Source organism: Streptomyces sp. NPDC014870, assembly GCF_043081505.1.
In the GTDB taxonomy this organism is placed as follows: Bacteria; Actinomycetota; Actinomycetes; order Streptomycetales; family Streptomycetaceae; genus Streptomyces.
This window is the reverse complement of the sequence record NZ_JBIBWQ010000004.1, coordinates 295661-313456: the sequence shown is the minus strand read 5'-3', so window position 1 is coordinate 313456 and position 17796 is coordinate 295661. Positions and strand designations below refer to the sequence as shown.

The 17796-nt window shown below is 72.7% G+C and carries 13 protein-coding genes; 3 read left to right on the top strand and 10 right to left on the bottom strand.

Features of this window, described 5'->3' with window-relative positions:
• Positions 1–2 precede the first annotated feature (2 nt).
• The 8 genes from ftsW to rsmH are packed head-to-tail and all read right to left on the bottom strand — an operon-like array spanning position 3 to position 10499.
• On the bottom strand, positions 3–1343 hold the full coding sequence (gene ftsW / locus ACF09C_RS13905; RefSeq protein ID WP_392091704.1) for a putative lipid II flippase FtsW: 1341 nt from the start codon (positions 1341–1343) through the stop codon (positions 3–5).
• Positions 1344–1397: 54 nt separating this feature from the next.
• Positions 1398–2837, bottom strand: coding sequence for a UDP-N-acetylmuramoyl-L-alanine--D-glutamate ligase (murD, locus tag ACF09C_RS13900; RefSeq protein ID WP_392091703.1), 1440 nt, complete (start codon positions 2835–2837; stop codon positions 1398–1400).
• Positions 2819–3889, bottom strand: coding sequence for a phospho-N-acetylmuramoyl-pentapeptide-transferase (gene mraY / locus ACF09C_RS13895; RefSeq protein WP_189802264.1), 1071 nt, complete (start codon positions 3887–3889; stop codon positions 2819–2821). Before mraY ends, murD begins: the two co-directional genes overlap by 19 nt.
• Positions 3886–5310, bottom strand: coding sequence for a UDP-N-acetylmuramoyl-tripeptide--D-alanyl-D-alanine ligase (gene murF / locus ACF09C_RS13890; protein WP_392091702.1), 1425 nt, complete (start codon positions 5308–5310; stop codon positions 3886–3888). The genes mraY and murF overlap by 4 nt, the downstream gene beginning before the upstream one ends.
• Before the next feature lie 3 nt (positions 5311–5313).
• Complete coding sequence (locus tag ACF09C_RS13885) at positions 5314–6963, bottom strand: UDP-N-acetylmuramoyl-L-alanyl-D-glutamate--2,6-diaminopimelate ligase (protein ID WP_392091701.1); 1650 nt, start codon at positions 6961–6963, stop codon at positions 5314–5316.
• 16 nt (positions 6964–6979) lie between these two features.
• Entirely contained in the window at positions 6980–8965 is a 1986-nt protein-coding gene (locus ACF09C_RS13880) for a peptidoglycan D,D-transpeptidase FtsI family protein (RefSeq protein WP_392091700.1), read from the bottom strand.
• 5 nt (positions 8966–8970) lie between these two features.
• Complete coding sequence (locus ACF09C_RS13875; RefSeq protein ID WP_392091699.1) at positions 8971–9543, bottom strand: septum formation initiator family protein; 573 nt, start codon at positions 9541–9543, stop codon at positions 8971–8973.
• Entirely contained in the window at positions 9540–10499 is a 960-nt protein-coding gene (gene rsmH, locus ACF09C_RS13870) for a 16S rRNA (cytosine(1402)-N(4))-methyltransferase RsmH (protein ID WP_392091698.1), read from the bottom strand. Before rsmH ends, ACF09C_RS13875 begins: the two co-directional genes overlap by 4 nt.
• A 621-nt stretch (positions 10500–11120) precedes the next feature.
• On the opposite strand from rsmH, the gene ACF09C_RS13865 reads away from it, so the two are divergent.
• The 3 genes from ACF09C_RS13865 to ACF09C_RS13855 are packed head-to-tail and all read left to right on the top strand — an operon-like array spanning position 11121 to position 15936.
• Complete coding sequence (locus ACF09C_RS13865; protein ID WP_392091697.1) at positions 11121–12137, top strand: AAA family ATPase; 1017 nt, start codon at positions 11121–11123, stop codon at positions 12135–12137.
• Positions 12137–13513 (top strand): DUF58 domain-containing protein, encoded by a 1377-nt coding sequence (locus tag ACF09C_RS13860; protein ID WP_392091696.1) that lies wholly within the window; start codon positions 12137–12139, stop codon positions 13511–13513. Before ACF09C_RS13865 ends, ACF09C_RS13860 begins: the two co-directional genes overlap by 1 nt.
• Positions 13510–15936, top strand: a complete 2427-nt coding sequence (locus ACF09C_RS13855; protein ID WP_392091695.1) for a DUF3488 and DUF4129 domain-containing transglutaminase family protein — start codon at positions 13510–13512, stop codon at positions 15934–15936. Before ACF09C_RS13860 ends, ACF09C_RS13855 begins: the two co-directional genes overlap by 4 nt.
• A 364-nt stretch (positions 15937–16300) precedes the next feature.
• On the opposite strand, the gene ACF09C_RS13850 is transcribed toward ACF09C_RS13855, so the two are convergent.
• Both ACF09C_RS13850 and ACF09C_RS13845 read right to left on the bottom strand, forming a co-directional pair.
• The gene (locus ACF09C_RS13850) at positions 16301–16708 is read right to left on the bottom strand and encodes a DUF3040 domain-containing protein (RefSeq protein ID WP_362419756.1); all 408 of its coding nucleotides are present in this window, start codon (positions 16706–16708) and stop codon (positions 16301–16303) included.
• Between the two features lie 269 nt (positions 16709–16977).
• Positions 16978–17766 carry a class I SAM-dependent methyltransferase gene (locus ACF09C_RS13845; protein WP_392091694.1) on the bottom strand — a complete coding sequence of 263 codons (789 nt, stop codon included), beginning with the start codon at positions 17764–17766 and terminating at the stop codon, positions 16978–16980.
• Positions 17767–17796 lie beyond the last annotated feature (30 nt).

Genomic DNA, 17796 nt, shown 5'->3' with positions numbered 1-17796 from the left:
ATTCACCGCTCTCCGGACGGACGCTTCTTGACGCGCCGTCGCATCGACTTCCCAATCATCCCGGTCCGCCTGCCCCAACCGGGGCGCCGCATGGCCAGGGCCGCCTTCGCGGCGGGATCCTGTCGCGCGAAGGCGATGAGGAGCCCGACGGCGAACATGGTCGGCAGCAGGGCCGACCCTCCGTAGGAGAACAGCGGGAGCGGGACACCGGCGATCGGCAGCAGACCGAGCACCGCACCGATGTTGATCACGGCCTGCGCCGTGATCCAGGTGGTCACGCCTCCCGCGGCGTACCTCACGAAGGGGTCCTCCGTGCGTCCGGCCACGCGGATACCCGCATAGCCTAGAGCCGCGAACAGGGCGAGTACCGACAGCGTCCCCGCGAGCCCCAGTTCCTCCCCGGTGACGGCGAAGATGAAGTCGGTGTGCGCTTCGGGTAGTTGGCCCCATTTTTCCACACTGGCGCCCAGTCCGGAACCGAACCATCCGCCCGAGGCCAGAGCATAGATGCCGTGGGCCGCCTGGAGGCAGGGGGCGCCCTCTCCCCCGGGGTCGGTGGCGCCGATGCAGGCGAAGCGCTTCAGCCGGTTGTCGCTGGTCCTGATCAGCAGGAAGCCGATCGTCCCGGCGACCGCGAGCACGCCGACGAAGAGCCTGGTGGGGGCCCCTGCGGTCCAGAGCAGGCCGAAGAGGATCGCGGCGAGCACGATCGCCGTGCCCATGTCCCCGCCGAGCATGATCAGACCCAGCAGCAGGAACGTTCCGGGTACCAGGGGGACCAGCATGTGCTTCCACTGCGTGAGCAGTTTCATGTCCTGCTTGCGGGCCAGCAGGTCCGCGCCCCACAGGATGAGCGCCAGCTTGCCGAACTCGCTGGGCTGGAGCATGAACGGGCCGCCCAGCGAGATCCAGTTCTGGTTGCCGCCGACCGCCTTCCCTATCCCGGGGATCTGCACGAGCACCATCAGGAAGACGGCGCCGACCAGGATCGGGTACGCGAGCGCCCGGTGCAGCTTCACCGGCATCCGGGAGGCGACCAGGAGCAGCACGGCGCCCAGGACCGCGGCGAAGAACTGCTTGCGGAAGAAGTACGAGGGCACCAGGTCGTAGCGGAGCGCCGTGATCATCGAGGCGCTGTAGACCATCACCAGGCCGAGCGCGGTGATGAGCAGCGCGGCGCCGAGGATCACGTAGTACGCGGTGAGCGGCCGGTCCCAGGCCCGCCGCGCCTGCTCGTACATCCGCCGCACACCGCCGGCGCGGGGTGACCGCGGCGGCGCGGGAGCGCGCCCTCCGCCGCGGACGGCGGAGGGCCGGCGGGTCCCGGCGGTTCTGCTCGGCATGGTCGCTGTCCCCTCCAGTCGGGCCCGGCGCCGCCGGACCTCGTTGCCCGCAGGTCAGACGCGCCCGGTGGAGGCGAGGGCGCGGACCGCGTCCGCGAAGGCCTCGCCCCGCTTGATGTAGTTGGTGAACATGTCCATCGAGGCGCAGGCCGGGGCCAGCAGGACCGTGTCGCCCGGCCGCGCGAGTCGCGCCGCCTCCTGGACCGCCTCGGACATCGCCCCAGTGTCGGTCCGGTCGAGGTCCACGACCGGGACCTCGGGGGCGTGTCGCGCCAGGGCTTCGCGGATCAGCGCGCGGTCGGCGCCGATCAGGACGACCCCGCGCAGGCGCTTCGCCGACTTGGCCACGATCTCGTCGAAGGCGGCGCCCTTGGCGAGGCCGCCGGCGATCCAGACGATCGGGTCGTAGGCCGCCAACGAGGCTTCCGCGGCGTGGGTGTTGGTGGCCTTGGAGTCGTCGACGTAGACGACTCCCTCGATCTCCTCGACCAGCTCGATGCGGTGCGGGTCGGGCCGGAAGGCCCGCAGTCCGTCCCGTACCGCCTTCGGCTCGACGCCGAAGGCGCGGGCGAGGGCGGCCGCGGCGAGCGCGTTGGCGATGTTGTGCGGGGCGGGCGGCTGCACGTCGGCGACGTCGGCGAGTTCCTGGGCCTGCTTCTGCCGGTTCTCGACGAAGGCCCGGTCGACGAGGATGTCCTCGACGACGCCGAGCTGGGAGGGGCCGGGGGGGCCGAGGGTGAAGCCGATCGCGCGGCAGCCCTCCTCGACGTCGGCCTCGCGGACCAGGTCCTCGGTGGCCTTGTCGGCGACGTTGTAGACGCAGGCGACGGTGTTGCCCTCGTAGATCCGGCCCTTGTCGGCGGCGTACGCCTCCATGGAGCCGTGCCAGTCGAGGTGGTCGGGCGCCAGGTTGAGCACCGCGGCCGAGTGGGCGCGCACGCTCGGGGCCCAGTGGAGCTGGTAGCTGGAGAGCTCGACGGCGAGGACGTCGTACGTCTCGTCGCCGAGGACGGCGTCGAGGAGCGAGACCCCGATGTTGCCGACGGCGGCCGTACGCAGCCCGGCGGCCTCCAGGATGGAGGCCAGCATCCGCACGGTCGTGGTCTTGCCGTTGGTGCCGGTCACGGCGAGCCAGGGAGCGGGAGTCCTTCCCGACGGGGTGTCCCGCAGTCGCCAGGCCAGCTCGACGTCGCCCCAGACCTCCACGCCCGCCTCCGCGGCGGCCGCGAAAAGCGGCTTGTCGGGCCGCCAGCCGGGGGTCGTGACGACCAGCTCGGTCGCCTCCGGCAGGGTGTCGCCGTCGCCGAGGCGGACGGTGATGCCCTCGGCCCGCAGCTCCTCCGCCTGGGCCCGGGAGCGCTCGTCGTCGCCGTCGTTGACGACGGTCACGACGGCGCCGAGCCCGTGCAGGACGCGGGCGGCGGGGATCCCGGAGATCCCGAGACCCGCGACGGTGACCCTCTTGCCGTTCCAGCTCACTTTTCGGAAGCCCATCCCGCGTAGAAGAGGCCCAGGCCCACGATCACGCACATGCCCTGGATGATCCAGAACCGGACGACGACCAGCACTTCCGACCACCCCTTGAGTTCGAAGTGGTGCTGGAGCGGGGCCATCCGGAAGACGCGCTTGCCGGTCATCTTGAACGAGCCGACCTGGATGACCACCGACATGGTGATCAGCACGAACAGGCCGCCGAGCAGGGCGAGCAGCAGCTCGGTACGGGAGCAGATGGCGAGGCCGGCGAGGGCGCCGCCGAGGGCCAGCGAGCCGGTGTCACCCATGAAGATCTTGGCCGGCGAGGTGTTCCACCACAGGAAGCCGAAGCAGGCGCCCATGAGGGCGGAGGCGACGACCGCGAGGTCGAGCGGGTCGCGGACCTCGAAGCAGGCGTTGGGGTTGGTCAGGGTGACCGCGTTGGCGCAGGACTCCTGGAACTGCCACAGACCGATGAAGGTGTACGCGCCGAAGACCATCACCGACGCGCCGGTGGCCAGGCCGTCCAGACCGTCCGTCAGGTTCACGCCGTTGGACATGGCCAGGATCATGAAGAGCGCCCAGACCACGAACAGGACGGGTCCGATGGCCCAGCCGAAGTCGGTGATGAAGGAGAGCTTCGTGGAGGCCGGGGTGAGCCCGCGCAGGTCGGCGAACTGCAGCGAGAGCACGGCGAAGGCGATGCCGACGATCAGCTGGCCGGCCATCTTCGCCTTGGCCCGCAGGCCCAGCGAACGCTGCTTGACGATCTTGATGTAGTCGTCGAGGAAGCCGACGAGACCCATGCCGGCCATCAGGAACAGGACCAGGACGCCCGAGTACGTCGGGTCCTCACCGGTGATGACCTTGGCGAGGGCGTACGCGATGAGCGTGGCCAGGATGAAGGAGATGCCGCCCATGGTGGGCGTGCCCTTCTTCCCGGCGTGGCCGCGCGGGCCGTCGTCGCGGATGAACTGCCCGTACCCCTTGCGGGCCAGGAGCTTGATGAGCAGCGGAGTGCCGATCAGGGTCAGGAAGAGCCCGATGGCGCCCGCGAAGAGGATCTGCCTCATCGGCCCGTGACCTCGCTCTCGGAGTCGAGGAGGGCCAGGGCGACCTGCTCCAGACCAACCGACCTGGACGCCTTCACAAGGACGACATCCCCCGGGCGCAGCTCACTGCGCAACAGGTCGACCGCCGCCTGCGCGTCGGACACGTGCACCGACTCCTCACCCCACGAACCCTCGTTATATGCGCCCAGTTGCAACCAGGACGCTTCCCTGTCCCCGACCGCGACGAGCTTGCTGACGTTGAGCCGGACAGCGAGCCGTCCGACCGCGTCGTGCTCGGCGAGCGATGCGTCCCCGAGCTCGGCCATCTTGCCGAGCACCGCCCACGTGCGGCCCCCCTGGGCCTGTGCTCCCCGGCCCATGGCCGCGAGCGCGCGCAGAGCGGCTCGCATGGACTCGGGGTTCGCGTTGTAGGCGTCGTTGACGATCGTCACGCCGTCCGGACGCTCGGTGACCTCCATGCGCCAGCGCGACAGGGTGCCCGCCTCGGAGAGCGCGGTGGCGATCTCCTCCACGGGCATGCCCAGCTCATGGGCGACGGCGGCCGCGGCGAGCGCGTTCGACACGTGGTGCTCACCGTACAGGCGCAAGGTCACATCACTGCACCCGGTGGGTGTGTGAAGCCGGAATGAGGGCTGTCCGGCAGCTGTGAGGTGGACGTTCTCGGCACGTACGACCGCTTCGTCCGACTCTCCGAACAGCGTCACGCGCGCCTGGGTCCGGGCGGCCATGGCGCGGACGAGCGGGTCGTCGGCGTTGAGGACCGCCACGCCGCCCTTGTCGGCGGGCGGCAGCGCCTCGACGAGTTCACCCTTCGCCTGGGCGATCTGCTCGCGGCCGCCGAACTCGCCGATGTGGGCGGTGCCCACGTTGAGGACGAGTCCGATCCGCGGCGGGGTCAGTCCGGTGAGGTAGCGGATGTGACCGATGCCGCGGGCGCCCATCTCGAGGACAAGGTGCTGGGTCTCGTCGCTCGCGCGCAGCGCCGTCAGCGGCAGCCCGATCTCGTTGTTGAGCGAGCCGGGCGTCCAGACGGTGGGCGCGTGGCGCTGGAGGACCTGGGCGATCAGGTCCTTCGTGGAGGTCTTGCCGGCCGATCCGGTCAGGGCGACGACATCGGTGCCGAGGCGTTCGACGACGGCGCGGGCGAGTGCGCCGAGCGCCGCCTGGACGTCGTCCACGACGATCGCGGGCGCACCGACGGGGCGGGCGGCAAGGACGGCTGCCGCGCCCGCCTCGACGGCGCGGGCCGCGTAGTCGTGGCCGTCGACCTGTTCGCCGGCGAAGGCGGCGAACAGGCTGCCGGGCTTCACCTCACGGGAGTCGATGACGACGGGACCGGTGATCCGGACGGCCGGATCCGGTATGTCGTACGACTGCCCGCCGACGATTTCGGCGATCTCGGCGAGGGAGAGGGCGATCACAACTTATCCCTGACTGTTCTTGAGGCTGCGTTCAATCGCTTCGTGCAGGACCTGACGGTCGTCGAAGGGGCGGACCACCCCGGCGATGTCCTGGCCCTGCTCGTGGCCCTTGCCGGCGACGAGCACGGTGTCGCCCGACTGCGCGCGGGCCACGACCGCCGCGATGGCGGAGGCGCGGTCGGCGTCGACGAGGACGTCGCCGCGCTCGTGGGCGGGCACCTCCGCGGCGCCCGCGAGCATCGCGGCCAGGATCGCGAGAGGGTCCTCGGAGCGGGGGTTGTCGGAGGTCAGTACGGCGGTGTCGGCGAGGCGCGCCGCGGCGGCGCCCATCGGCCCGCGCTTGGTGGTGTCCCGGTCGCCGCCGCAGCCGAGGACGATGTGCAGCCTGCCCTCGGTGACCTTGCGCAGCGAGCGCAGGACCGATTCGACGGCGTCCGTCTTGTGCGCGTAGTCGACGACCGCGAGGTACGGCTGGCCCGCGTCCACGCGCTCCAGGCGGCCCGGGACGCCGGGGACGGCGGCGATGCCGTCGGCGGCGGTCTGCGGGTCGATCCCGGCGGTGGCGAGGGTGACGATCGCGGCCAGGGTGTTGGCGACGTTGAACGGTCCCGGCAGCGGAGCGGCGGCGGAGATCCGCTCGCCCTGCGGGCCGAGAACGGTGAACGTGGAGCCGTGGGAGCCGATCTCGACGGACTCGGCGCGCCAGTCGGCGTCCGGGTGGCCCTCGGCGGAGAAGGTGACGACCGGGACACCGGACTCCGTGGCGAGCCGGCGGCCGTAGGCGTCGTCGAGGTTGACCACGCCGCGCCTGCTGCGCTCGGGGGTGAACAGCCGCGCCTTGGCCTGGAAGTAGTCCTCCATGTCGGAGTGGAACTCCATGTGCTCCGGGCTGAGGTTGTTGAAGACGGCGACGTCGAAGACGCAGCCGTCGACCCGGCCGAGCACGAGCGCGTGGCTGGAGACCTCCATGGCGACGGCCTCCACACCGCGTTCGCGCATGACCGCGAAGAGCGCCTGGAGGTCGGTGGCCTCGGGGGTCGTCCGTTCGGACTTGATGCGCTCGTCGCCGATCCGCATCTCGACCGTGCCGATGAGGCCGCTCCGGCGGCCGGCCGCCTTGAGGCCGCCCTCCACCAGGTAGGCGGTGGTGGTCTTGCCCGAGGTGCCGGTGATGCCGATCTGGAGGAGGTCCTCACCCGGCCGGCCGTAGATCTCGGCGGCGAGCTCGCCCATCCGGCCGCGTGGGTCCGTCACGACCAGGACCGGCAGACCGGTCGCGGCGGCGCGGTCGGCTCCGGCCGGGTCGGTGAGGATCGCCGCGGCGCCGAGACCGGCGGCCTGGGCGGCGAAGTCGGCGCCGTGCACCCGGGCGCCGGGCAGGGCCGCGTAGACGTCGCCGGGGCGTACCGCCCGCGAGTCGTGGGTGATGCCCGTGACGTCGGTGTCGCCGGGCGCCCCGACGCCGAGCCGTGCGGCCAGGTCGCCCAGGGGTGTCGGGCGGGCCTGCTCCGGGCGGGGCGGGGTGGTTCGGTACTGATCAGCGTGTGGCACGGCGGTGAGCGTACCGGGCCCACCCGTCGCGGGGCCAAAAGAGGCCGGGGCGTCGCCGGAGTTCGATTTCCGGTTCCCGGAATCGGGGGTGATCGTGCTCACTGGTGCTCCCGGGGTGTCACTCGCTGTCCTTGAACGTGACCGGCAGTCGGGCGGGCTCGCTGCCGGTGGGGGCCACATGGAGCGTCTTGAGGGCGAACTCCATGACCTTCTTGTAGATGGGGCCGCAGATCTGGCCGCCGAAGTAGCTGCCCTTGGTGGGGTTCTGGATCGCGCAGTAGACCGTGATCTGCGGGTCGTCGGCGGGCGCGAAGCCGGCGAAGGAGGCGGTGTACCCCTTGTAGCGGCCGAGCTCGGGGTCGACGCGGTTGGCGGTGCCGGTCTTGCCCGCGACCCGGTAGCCGGGGATGCGGGCCTTGGTGCCGGTGCCCTCCTCGTCGCCGACCACGGACTCCATCATCTGCGCGAGGGTCCTGGCGGTCTTCTCGCTGACCACCCGGGTCTGCTCGGGGGCGGGTGCCGGGGTGAACCGGCCGTCGGGGCCCTTGGTGCCGCGGACGAGGGTGGGCTCGATCCGTACGCCGCCGTTGGCGATGGTCGAGTAGACCGAGGCGGCCTGCATGGCGCTGACGGAGAGGCCCTGGCCGAAGGGGATCGTGTACTGCTGCGAGGTCGACCAGTCCTGGGGCTTGGCGAGGATGCCCGGGGTCTCGCCCGGGTAGCCGAGCCCGGTGGGGCTGCCCATGCCGAACTTGCGCAGGTAGGAGTAGAGGACCTGGTTGGACTCGGCCTGGGTCCTGCCGAGCTGGCCGGTGGCCAGGATGGTGCCGATGTTGCTGGACTTGGCGAGGACCCCGTTGAGGGTCAGGTACCAGGTCGGGTGGTCGATGTCGTCCTTGAAGAGCCGGTCGCCGCGGTGCAGCCGGTTGGGGACGGTGACATGGGTGCCGGGGGTGGCCGCGCCCTCCTCCAGGACGGCGGCCATGGACATGACCTTGCTGGTGGAGCCGGGCTCGTAGGCGTCCTGGAGGGCCGCGTTGCCCATCGCGGCGGCGTTGGCCGCGGAGAGGTCGTTGGGGTCGAAGCCGGGGGCGTTGGCCATGGCCAGGACCTCGCCGGTCCGGGTGTTCTGCACTATCACGTAGCCGCGGTCGGCCTTGGACTTCCTCACCTGCTCGGTGATGGCCTGCTGGGCGGCCCACTGGATGTCCCGGTCGATGGTCAGCTCGATGTCGGAGCCGGGCACGGCCGGGGTGCCCTGGGAGCCCGCGGTGGGCACCTGGCGCCCGCCGGACTGGGCGAACCTGATCTTGCCGTCCTCGCCCGCCAGCTCCGTGTCGAGCATGGACTCCAGGCCGCCGGCGCCGCGGCCCTCGGCGTTGACGTAGCCCAGTATCCCGGCGGCCAGCTGCCCGTTGGGGTAGACGCGCTTGGTGCTGGGTTCGCTGAGGATCCCGCCGAGCAGGTTGACGCCGTTGCCGCCCTCGGCCGGCTTGGCCTTCTTCTCGTAGACCTTCTTGAGGTCCTTGATCTGGTTCCAGACCTGGGGGGTCTGCTTGCGGGCGAGCAGGGTGTAGCGGGACCTGGGGGTACGGAGCTTCTTGGCCAGGTCCGCGGGCTGCTTGCCGAGGAGCGGCGCGAGGAGCGCGGCGGCCTGCTCGGGGGCGTCGTCCACCTTGCTCTCCTCGGGGGTGAAGAGTTTGGGGTCGGCGGTGATGTCGTAGGCGTCGACGCTGGTGGCGAGGGCGATCCCCGAGCGGTCGGTGATCTCGCCCCGCTCGGCGGAGAGCGTGTACTCCTGGAAGCGGTGGGCATCGGCCTTGGCGGCGAGCGCGGGCGCGTCGACGGCCTGCACCTGGAGCAGCCGGACGACGAAGGCCAGCATGACGAGGGTCAGGCCCAGGGAGACGAGCCGCAGCCGGGGCTTGGGGCTGCCGAGCCGGATCGTGCGCACCCTGCGCGCCGGCGGGCGGGGCGCGGGCCTGCGTGGCGCGCCCGAGCGCGCGGCGGCCGGACGTGCGGCGGCCGGGGGCCGGGGGCGGGCCGGGCGGGCGGGGTGCGCGGGGCCGGGCACGCGGCGGCGCGGGGGCTCCTTGGGGGGCACTGAGGTCACCTGCCGGAGTTCGTCGGGGCGGGCGCGGTCGTCGGGGCGGTCGTCGTCGCGGGCGGGCGTGGCGTGGCGCCGGTGGGCTGCTGCGCGGCCGGGTTCGCGGGCTGCCCGGACGGGGTGCCGTTCGGCGCGCCCGCGGGGCTGCCGCTCGGCGTGTTCGTCGCCGTCGGGGTGGGGTCGGGCTTCGGGGTCGGGTCCGGCTTCGGGGCGGAGGCCTTGGACGGCTCGCCCTTGACCGTGCCGTCCGGCTCCAGGAAGGCGGGGCTGCCGCCGGGCACCATGCCGAGTTCCCTGGCCCGCCGCTCCAGCGCGTCGGGCGCGGAGTGGTCGTCCACGTCGCGCTGGAGGGCCTGCTCCTCGTCGGTCAGCTCGGTGGTGCGGTTCTTGAGGTCGCGCAGCTTGAAGGAGCCCTGGTTGAGGGCCGAGTTCAGCAGCAGGAGCGTGATGAGCCCGCCGCCGAGGAGCACGACGACGAGCAGGACGAAGGGGGTGCGGGCGGCGCTGCTCGGACTCGACGGCATGAGCCGGCCGAGTCGCGCGGCCCGCCCTTCGAGCGGCCCCTTCGTCGTCATGAAGGCACGTCCTCCCGGATGCGCTGCGCTCCTCTGAGCCGGGCCGGGGCGGCGCGGCGGTTCTCGGCGATCTCCTCCTCGGTGGGGAGTTCCGCGCCGCGGGTGAGCAGCTTCAGGCGGGGCTGGTACTGCTCGGGGACCACCGGCAGGCCGGGCGGCGCCGTGTTCGCCGCGCCCGCCGCGAAGACCTGCTTGACCAGCCGGTCCTCCAGGGAGTGGTACGAGAGGACCGCGATCCGGCCGCCCACCGCGAGCGCCTTCACCGCCGCCGGGATCGCCCGCTCCAGGACCGTCAGTTCGCCGTTGACCTCGATGCGCAGGGCCTGGAAGGTGCGCTTGGCCGGGTTGCCGCCGGTGCGCTTCGCCGCCTGCGGCAGCGCGTCACGGATCAGTTCGACGAGGCGGGCGCTGTTGGTGAAGGGCTCCTTCTCGCGCTCGCGCACGATCGCGGAGACGATCCGCTTGGCCTGCTTCTCCTCGCCGTACGCGCGCAGGATCCGGACCAGCTCGCCGGCCGGGTAGGTGTTGAGGACCTCCGCGGCGCTCACCCCGGTCGTCTGGTCCATGCGCATGTCGAGCGGGGCGTCCTGCGCGTACGCGAAGCCCCGGTCGGCCTCGTCGAGTTGCATGGAGGAGACGCCGAGGTCGAAGAGGATGCCGTCGACGCGCGGGACGCCGAGCCGGTCGAGGACCTCGGGCAGTTCGTCGTAGACCGCGTGCACGAGAGTGGCACGTTCACCGTAGGGAGCGAGCCGCTCGCCGGAGAGGCGCAGCGCCTCCTTGTCCCGGTCGAGGGCGACCAGGCGCGCCTCGGGGAACCGCTTGAGCAGCGCCTCGCTGTGCCCGCCGAGGCCGAGGGTGCAGTCGACGACGACCGCGCCGGGGCGCTCCAGTGCGGGGGCCAACATGTCCAGGCACCGCTGGAGCATCACCGGGACGTGTCGGTCGTTGCTCAATGCGCCCTCTCAGAATTCGGCTCAGATTCGGCGCGGCCGCTACGCATCCGCCGCACACGCGGGGGAGAAACTGCGGAAATCGCTCATTGTCTCCGTCAAACTCCGCGTCACTTTAGTCCACTGACCCCGGCGGTCAATCAACCGGCTGGCGCGTCGCGCGGGCCTTCGGACGGAGCCGGGCACTCCCGGTGACTCACCCGGATGGACTCGCCCTCCCGCGCCTGTGGGTTACCTCACAAGAAGGCTCATTGACGTTCTTTGTCCACTCTCACCGCGGGCCTCGCATGGGCGTGACCACTACCGTCCACAACACGTCGACCTCAGCGCACCTCTCCGCCGAGTCCACCGAATCCGCGAGATCGACCCGGCCTGATCGACGCCGGTCACCGGCCCGGATCCCGGCCGGATCCCGGCCCGGCCCCAGCCCGGCCCCGGCTCGATCCGGGCCCGACCTCGGTCCGATCGCCTGGACGCAACACGGCAAACCCCGGCAAATCTCCCCCGGTTGTCCACAGCCAAGTGACACAACCCGGCAAGGGCAACAAGAATGCTCGGGTGACACCCCCCGAATCACCGCGGGGGCAGGTGTCTGTGTTCACGGAGGGGCCGAGGAGGGCCGGGGTGACGACCTATGACGATCGAGCGAGCCTCACAGATCTGACCACCACAGCGGAGCGGATCCGCAGGTCGGTGGAGGGTGTGATCGAGGGCAAGCCTGAGGTCGTACGGCTTTCGCTGACCGTGCTGCTCGCCGAGGGACATCTTCTGATCGAGGATGTCCCCGGCGTCGGCAAGACGATGCTCGCCAAGACGCTGGCGCGGTCCATCGACTGCTCGGTGCGCCGCATCCAGTTCACGCCCGACCTGCTGCCCTCGGACATCACGGGCGTGTCGATCTTCGACCAGCAGCGGCGTGACTTCGAGTTCAAGCCGGGCGCGATCTTCGCCCAGATCGTGATCGGCGACGAGATCAACCGCGCCTCGCCGAAGACCCAGTCGGCTCTCCTGGAGTCCCTGGAGGAGCGGCAGGTCACGGTCGACGGGCAGACGTACGAGCTGCCGAGCCCCTTCATGGTGGTGGCCACGCAGAACCCGGTGGAGATGGAGGGCACGTACCCGCTCCCCGAGGCGCAGCGCGACCGCTTCATGGCCCGGGTCTCCATCGGCTACCCCAGCGCCGAGGCCGAGCTCCAGATGCTCGACGTCCACGGGGCGGTCAACCCGCTCGACGACCTGCAGCCCGTCGCGCACGCCCACGACATCGTCAAGCTGATCGACGCGGTACGGGCGGTCCACGTGGCCGACTCCGTGCGTCGGTACGCCGTCGAGATCGTCGCGGCCACCCGCAGCCACCCGGACCTGCGGCTCGGCGCCTCCCCGCGGGCCACCCTGCACCTGCTGCGCGCCGCCAAGGCGTCCGCCGCGCTGAGCGGCCGCGAGTACGTCCTGCCGGACGACCTCCAGTCCCTCGCCGTGCCCGTCCTCGCCCACCGACTGCTGCCGACGGCGCAGGCCCAGCTGAACCGGCGGACCGCCGAGCAGGTCGTCCTCGACATCCTGCAGCGCACGCCCGTCCCGGCCGCGGCGCCGCCCGCCGGCCCGCACTTCGGCCAGCAGCCCGGCGTCCGGTCGCTGTGATGGCCACCTCCGCCGCGCCGGAGGGCCGGCGGGGCGACGACGGACAGGACCGTCGCCCGGGTGAGGACCCGACCGGTCTGCGGGCCGCCCTGAGCGGTCTCACCACGCGCGGCCGGTCCTTCCTCGCCGCCGGCATCGCCGCCGGGATCTGCGCCTACGTCCTCGGCCAGGGCGACCTGCTGCGGGTCGGGCTGCTGCTCGCCGTGCTGCCGCTGATCTGCGTCGTCGTGCTGCACCGCACCCGCTACCGGGTCGCGGGCAGCCGGCGGCTCTCCCCGCAGCGGGTGCCGGTCGGCTCGGAGGCCCGGGTCCACCTCCGGATGGACAACGTCTCCAAGCTGCCCACCGGGCTGCTCATGCTCCAGGACCACGTCCCGTACATGCTCGGGCCGCGGCCCCGCTTCGTCCTGGACCGGGTCGAGGCGGGCGGCCGGCGCGAGGTGTCGTACCGGGTCCGGTCCGATCTGCGCGGCCGGTTCCCGCTGGGCCCGCTCCAGCTGCGGCTCAACGACCCGTTCGGCATGTGCGAGCTGACCCGCTCGTTCAGCGCGTACGACACCCTGACCGTGGTCCCCAGGACCGAGGCGCTGCCCGCGGTGAAGCTGTCCGGCGAGGCGGCGGGGTACGGCGACGGCTCCCTGCGCTCGCTCGCGCTGGCCGGCGACGACGACATCATCCCGCGCGCCTACCGCCACGGCGACGACCTGCGCCGGGTCCACTGGCGGTCCACCGCGCGCTACGGCGAACTGATGGTGCGCCGCGAGGAGCAGCCGCAGCGGGCCCGCTGCACGGTGCTGCTCGACACCCGCGCGATCGCCTACCAGGGCGCGGGCCCCGACTCGGCCTTCGAGTGGGCGGTGTCGGGCGCCGCCTCCGTCCTCGTCCACATGCTGGAGCGGGGCTTCTCGGTCCGGCTCCTCACGGACACGGGCACGGCGGTGCCCGGCGAGGGCGCCGAGGGCTTCGCGGGCACCTCGCAGGACTCGGCCGAGGCGGCCGGGCTGCTGATGGACGCCCTGGCCGTCGTGGACCACTCCGACGGGGCCGGGCTCTCCCGCGCGTACGACGTGCTGCGCGGCGGGAACGAGGGCCTGCTGGTCGCCTTCGTCGGCGACCTCGACGAGGAGCAGGCCGCGCTGGCCGCCCGGATGCGCGGGCGGGGCGGCGCGGCCGTCGCCTTCGTCCTGGACTCCGGGACGTGGCTGACCGGCGGCGCCGTGGCCGGTGCGATCGACGAGCGGCTGCGGCGGCTGCGCGAGGCCGGGTGGACGGCGCTGCCCGTGCCCCCGGGGGCCAGGCTCGCCGAGCTGTGGCGGCAGGCGAGCGGCGTCCGGGCGGAGAGCGCCCCGGGTGACACGTACGGAGGTTGGGCATGAGCGGCCGCGGGCGGCTGACACTGGGCGCCTACGCGGCCACGCTGCTGGCGGCGGGCGCGCTCCTCCCGCTGGTGGACCCGTCGACGTGGATTCTCACGGCGGCGTTCCTGCTGGCGCTGCAGAGCGGGGTCGGCGCGCTGACCCGGCGCGTTCCGCTGGCCAGGGCGCTGACGGTGGCGGCGCAGCTGGTCGTCGGCCTGCTCGCGCTGACCCTGGTCTTCGCCCGGGAGCAGGCGCTGCTCGGCTTCCTGCCGGGGCCGCAGACCTTCGCTCGGTTCGCCGAGCTGTTCCAGGCGGGCGCCGAGGACGTCGGCACGTACGCCCCACCCGCCCCGGACACCGACGGCATCAAGCTGATGGTGATCAGCGGCGTGCTCCTGATCGGGCTCCTGGTGGACACCATCGCGGTGACCTTCCGCAGCGCCGCCCCGGCGGGTCTGCCGCTGCTGGCGCTGTACTCGGTGGCCGCGGGGCTCTCCGAGGGCGGTGCGAGCTGGATCTGGTTCCTGTGCGCGGCCTCCGGCTACCTGCTGCTGCTCCTCACCGAGAGCCGGGACCGGCTCTCGCAGTGGGGCCGGGTCTTCGGCGGCGCGGCGCGCGCCGGCCGCTCGGGGCCGGGGCCGGCCGGGTCCGGGGGCGGCAAGCCGCTCGCCGGCGTGCGGGCCGGGCGGCGGATCGGCGTGGTCGCCCTGGGCGTCGCGCTCGTGGTGCCGGCCGTGCTGCCCACGCTCTCGGGCGGTCTGTTCGGCGGTGCGGGCGACGGTCCTGGCGACCGGGGCGAGGGCGGCACGATCTCGGCGGTCAACCCGCTGGTCTCGCTCCAGGACAACCTGCGGCAGCCCGAGGACCGCGAGGTGCTCCGGTACCGGACGAACGCGACCGACACGACCGGCATGTATCTGCGTCTGGTGGCCCTCGACCAGTTCGACGGCACGTCGTGGAAGTCCTCGGTCCGTCCGATCCAGGACGTGCCCGAGCGGCTGCCCCGGCCGACCGGGCTGAGCGACCAGGTCCGCACGGTCGAGGTGACGGGCAACTTCGTGGCCTCCCCGACGTACGAGCAGAAGTGGCTGCCGATGCCCTTCCCGGCGGACCGGGTGGAGATCGACGGGCGCTGGCGGTACGAGCCGGCCGGGCGGATGCTCGTCGGCGACGACGGGCAGAACACCTCCGGCGCCCGGTACACCGTGACGAGCCTCGACGTGCGGCCGACGGCCCGGCAGCTGGCGGACGCCCCGCCCGCGCCGCAGGCGCTGCGCACCGAGTACACCAAGGTGCCCGACTCGCTGCCGCTGGACGTCCGGGCGACGGCCCTGCAGGTCACGAAGGGCGCCAGGAACGACTACGAGCGGGCGGTGAAGCTCCAGGACTGGTTCACGACGGACGGCGGGTTCCGCTACGACGTCGAGGTCGAGTCCGGTACGGGTGTCCAGGCGATCTCGCGCTTCCTGCAGCGCCGGGAGGGCTTCTGCGTCCACTTCTCGTTCTCGATGGCGGCGATGGCGCGCTCGCTCGGGATTCCCGCGCGGGTGGCGGTCGGTTTCATGCCGGGCGACCGGCAGTCCGACGGCACGATCTCGGTCGGCATCCGGGACGCCCACGCCTGGCCCGAGCTGTACTTCGAGGGTGTGGGGTGGACCCGGTTCGAGCCGACCCCGTCCCGGGGCTCCACGCCGGAGTACACGCGTGAGCAGTCCCCTTCGGGCACGCCGACCGAGTCGGCACAGCCGTCGGCGAGCGCGTCGGCGACGCCGTCGGCGGCGCCGAGGACCTCGGAGAGCTGCCCGGCGCAGATGCGCCGCCAGGGCGAGTGCGGCCAGGACGAGGTGGCGGGCGCCGACACCTCGGACGGCGGCGGCACGGATCTCCTCACGGTGGTGCTGGTGGCGCTGGGGGTGGCGGTGGTGCTGCTGATCCCGCTGTCGCCGCTGCTGTACCGGAATCGGGTACGGGCGAGGCGGCTCGGTTCCTCGGGCCGTACGGCCGAGGACGGGGTGGCCAGGACGCTGGCGGCGTGGCAGGAGATCAACGACACGGCCTGGGACCACGGGGTGCTCCCGGACGAGTCGATGACGCCCCGCAGGACGGCGGCGCGGATCGTCCGGCTCGGCTCCCTCGAGGGCGAGCCGGCGAACGCGGTGCACCGGGTGGCGCGGGCGGTCGAGCGGGTGCTCTACGCCCCGCAGCCCCGTCCGGGCACGGGCCTCGTGGACGAGGTGGCGCAGGTCCGCTCGGGCTTCACCGCGGCGGCGTCCCGGCGGGTCCGGCTCCGCGCCCTGCTGGCGCCGCGCTCGACCGTGCGGGTGGTCTGGCAGGCCTCCGCCTGGTGGTCGGCCAGGACGACGGCCTGGGGCGCCCGTCGCGACGCCCTGTCGACGCGGGTGACGGCCCGGTTCCGGCGCCCGTCCCGCAACGAGGGCTGACGCCTACCGGGGGCAGATCCCCGGGCGCCCGGTGCCCCGCCCCTCCCCGGGGGCGGGGCACCGGCGCGTGCGGTGGCGGGCGGGTCCGGTGCGCGGGACCCGTCGGGATGGTCGGGCGAGCCGCTTCCGGTCGGGCGCTTCGGGTCGGGCGCTTCAGGTCGGGCGCTTCAGGGCGGGGTGCTTCCGGTCGGGGTGCTTCCGGTCGGGTGGGCCGCTCCCGGAGGCCGCTTCGACGGGGACGCGGTGGCGCGTGCGGCGCGCCGCACGCGACGAGCCCCGTGGGCCAGGCACGCGCTGTCGCGTACCGGGCCCACGGGGCTCGCTCGGGATACCACCTGTCAGGGGCAGGGCCCTCGGCGCGGCGTCAGTGGCCGCCGCCCTGCTGTTCGTCGCGGCGGCGCTGCCACCGCTCCTCGATCCGGTTCATCATCGAGCGGCGCTGTCGGGTCCGACGGCCACCGGCCGCCTCCCCGCCGCTCGCCTGCTGCTGCTCACCCGGCTTGGGCGCCTTGCGCCATCCGGTCACGGCCATCACCGCGCAGCCCAGCATGACGAGGAATCCCACCACGCTGATCCACCACTGCTGCGCGACCATTCCAGCCATGAGGAGCGCGATACCCACCAGGAAGCCGGCGACTGCCTGGTAGACCCGTCGCCGGGTGTACGTACGCAGCCCGCTTCCCTCGAGCGCTGTCGCGAACTTGGGATCTTCGGCGTACAGCGCTCGCTCCATCTGCTCGAGCATTCGCTGCTCGTGCTCCGAGAGCGGCACGGAGTCCTCCTAGTCGTCGGTCGCGGGGGCGACCGGGATGCGGCCCTTTCAGGATAGGCAGGGATTCGCCCCCGTGAAACCCGCCCTCAACGCCTATTCGCCAATCCGGGCCGCCATGCGGTCGGGTTGCTGAGGCGTTGATTCCCCAGCACCTTGCCCGTCATGCCGGATCGTGTCCCCCGATCATACGGGGCAAAGCCGTCGACCGGAGGTTCTGTGGCGTACTCCATGTGCGGCTGCGCCGCTGATCAGCGCGCCACCCCGGGGTATCAGGCGCGCTTCTCGCCCAGGAGGTGCAACTGGGTGGCGATGGCATGGAACGACGGCAGCTCCGCCGCCGCGGCCTCCAGCTTCAGCAGGGCGTCCGCCGCGCCGGGCTCGGTGTCGACCAGGACACCGGGGACCAGGTCGGCGAAGACCCGTACGCCGTGCACCGCGCCGACGTCCAGGCCGGCCGCGCCGGCCAGCTCGGTGAGCTGGTCGGCGGTGAACCGCCGGGGCACCGGGTCGCCGTCGCCCCAGCGGCCGTCCGGGTCTCCGAGCGCGTTCCTGGCCTCGGTGAAGTGTCCGGCCAGTGCGCGGGCGAGCACGGCGCCGCCGACGCCCGCGGCGAGCAGGCTGAGCGCACCGCCGTCCCGCAGCGCGGCGGCCGCGTTCCGTACGCCCTCGGCCGGGTCGTCGACGTATTCGAGGACGCCGTGGCAGAGCACCACGTCGTAGCCGTCGCGGCCGACGACGTCGAAGAGGCCGTGGATGTCGCCCTGGACGCCGGTGACCCGCTCGGCGACGCCGGCTTCGGCGGCCCGGCGCTCCAGCGCGAAGAGGGCGTTGGGGCTGGGGTCCACGACCGTCACCTGGTGGCCGAGCCGGGCCACCGGGACGGCGAAGTTGCCGGAGCCGCCGCCTGTGTCGAGGACATCGAGGCAGTCCTTCCCGGTGGCCTTGACCCGGCGGTCGAGGGCGTCCTTGAGGACGTCCCAGACGACGGCCGTACGAAGGGAGGCGCGCGACGGGCGCGACGACGCCTCTCGACCGAAGACAGGGGAAGGGTCCGACACGGCTGTTGACTCCTCGGTGACGGTGTACGA

What these genes read in the sequence shown, in the direction of transcription:
- ACF09C_RS13875 (WP_392091699.1), bottom strand. Translation starts at nt 9,543, where the DNA reads ATGACGACGAAGGGGCCGCTCGAAGGGCGGGCCGCGCGACTCGGCCGG.
- murD (WP_392091703.1), bottom strand. Translation starts at nt 2,837, where the DNA reads ATGGGCTTCCGAAAAGTGAGCTGGAACGGCAAGAGGGTCACCGTCGCG.
- ACF09C_RS13855 (WP_392091695.1), top strand. Translation starts at nt 13,510, where the DNA reads ATGAGCGGCCGCGGGCGGCTGACACTGGGCGCCTACGCGGCCACGCTG.
- ACF09C_RS13860 (WP_392091696.1), top strand. Translation starts at nt 12,137, where the DNA reads ATGGCCACCTCCGCCGCGCCGGAGGGCCGGCGGGGCGACGACGGACAG.
- ftsW (WP_392091704.1), bottom strand. Translation starts at nt 1,343, where the DNA reads ATGCCGAGCAGAACCGCCGGGACCCGCCGGCCCTCCGCCGTCCGCGGC.
- mraY (WP_189802264.1), bottom strand. Translation starts at nt 3,889, where the DNA reads ATGAGGCAGATCCTCTTCGCGGGCGCCATCGGGCTCTTCCTGACCCTG.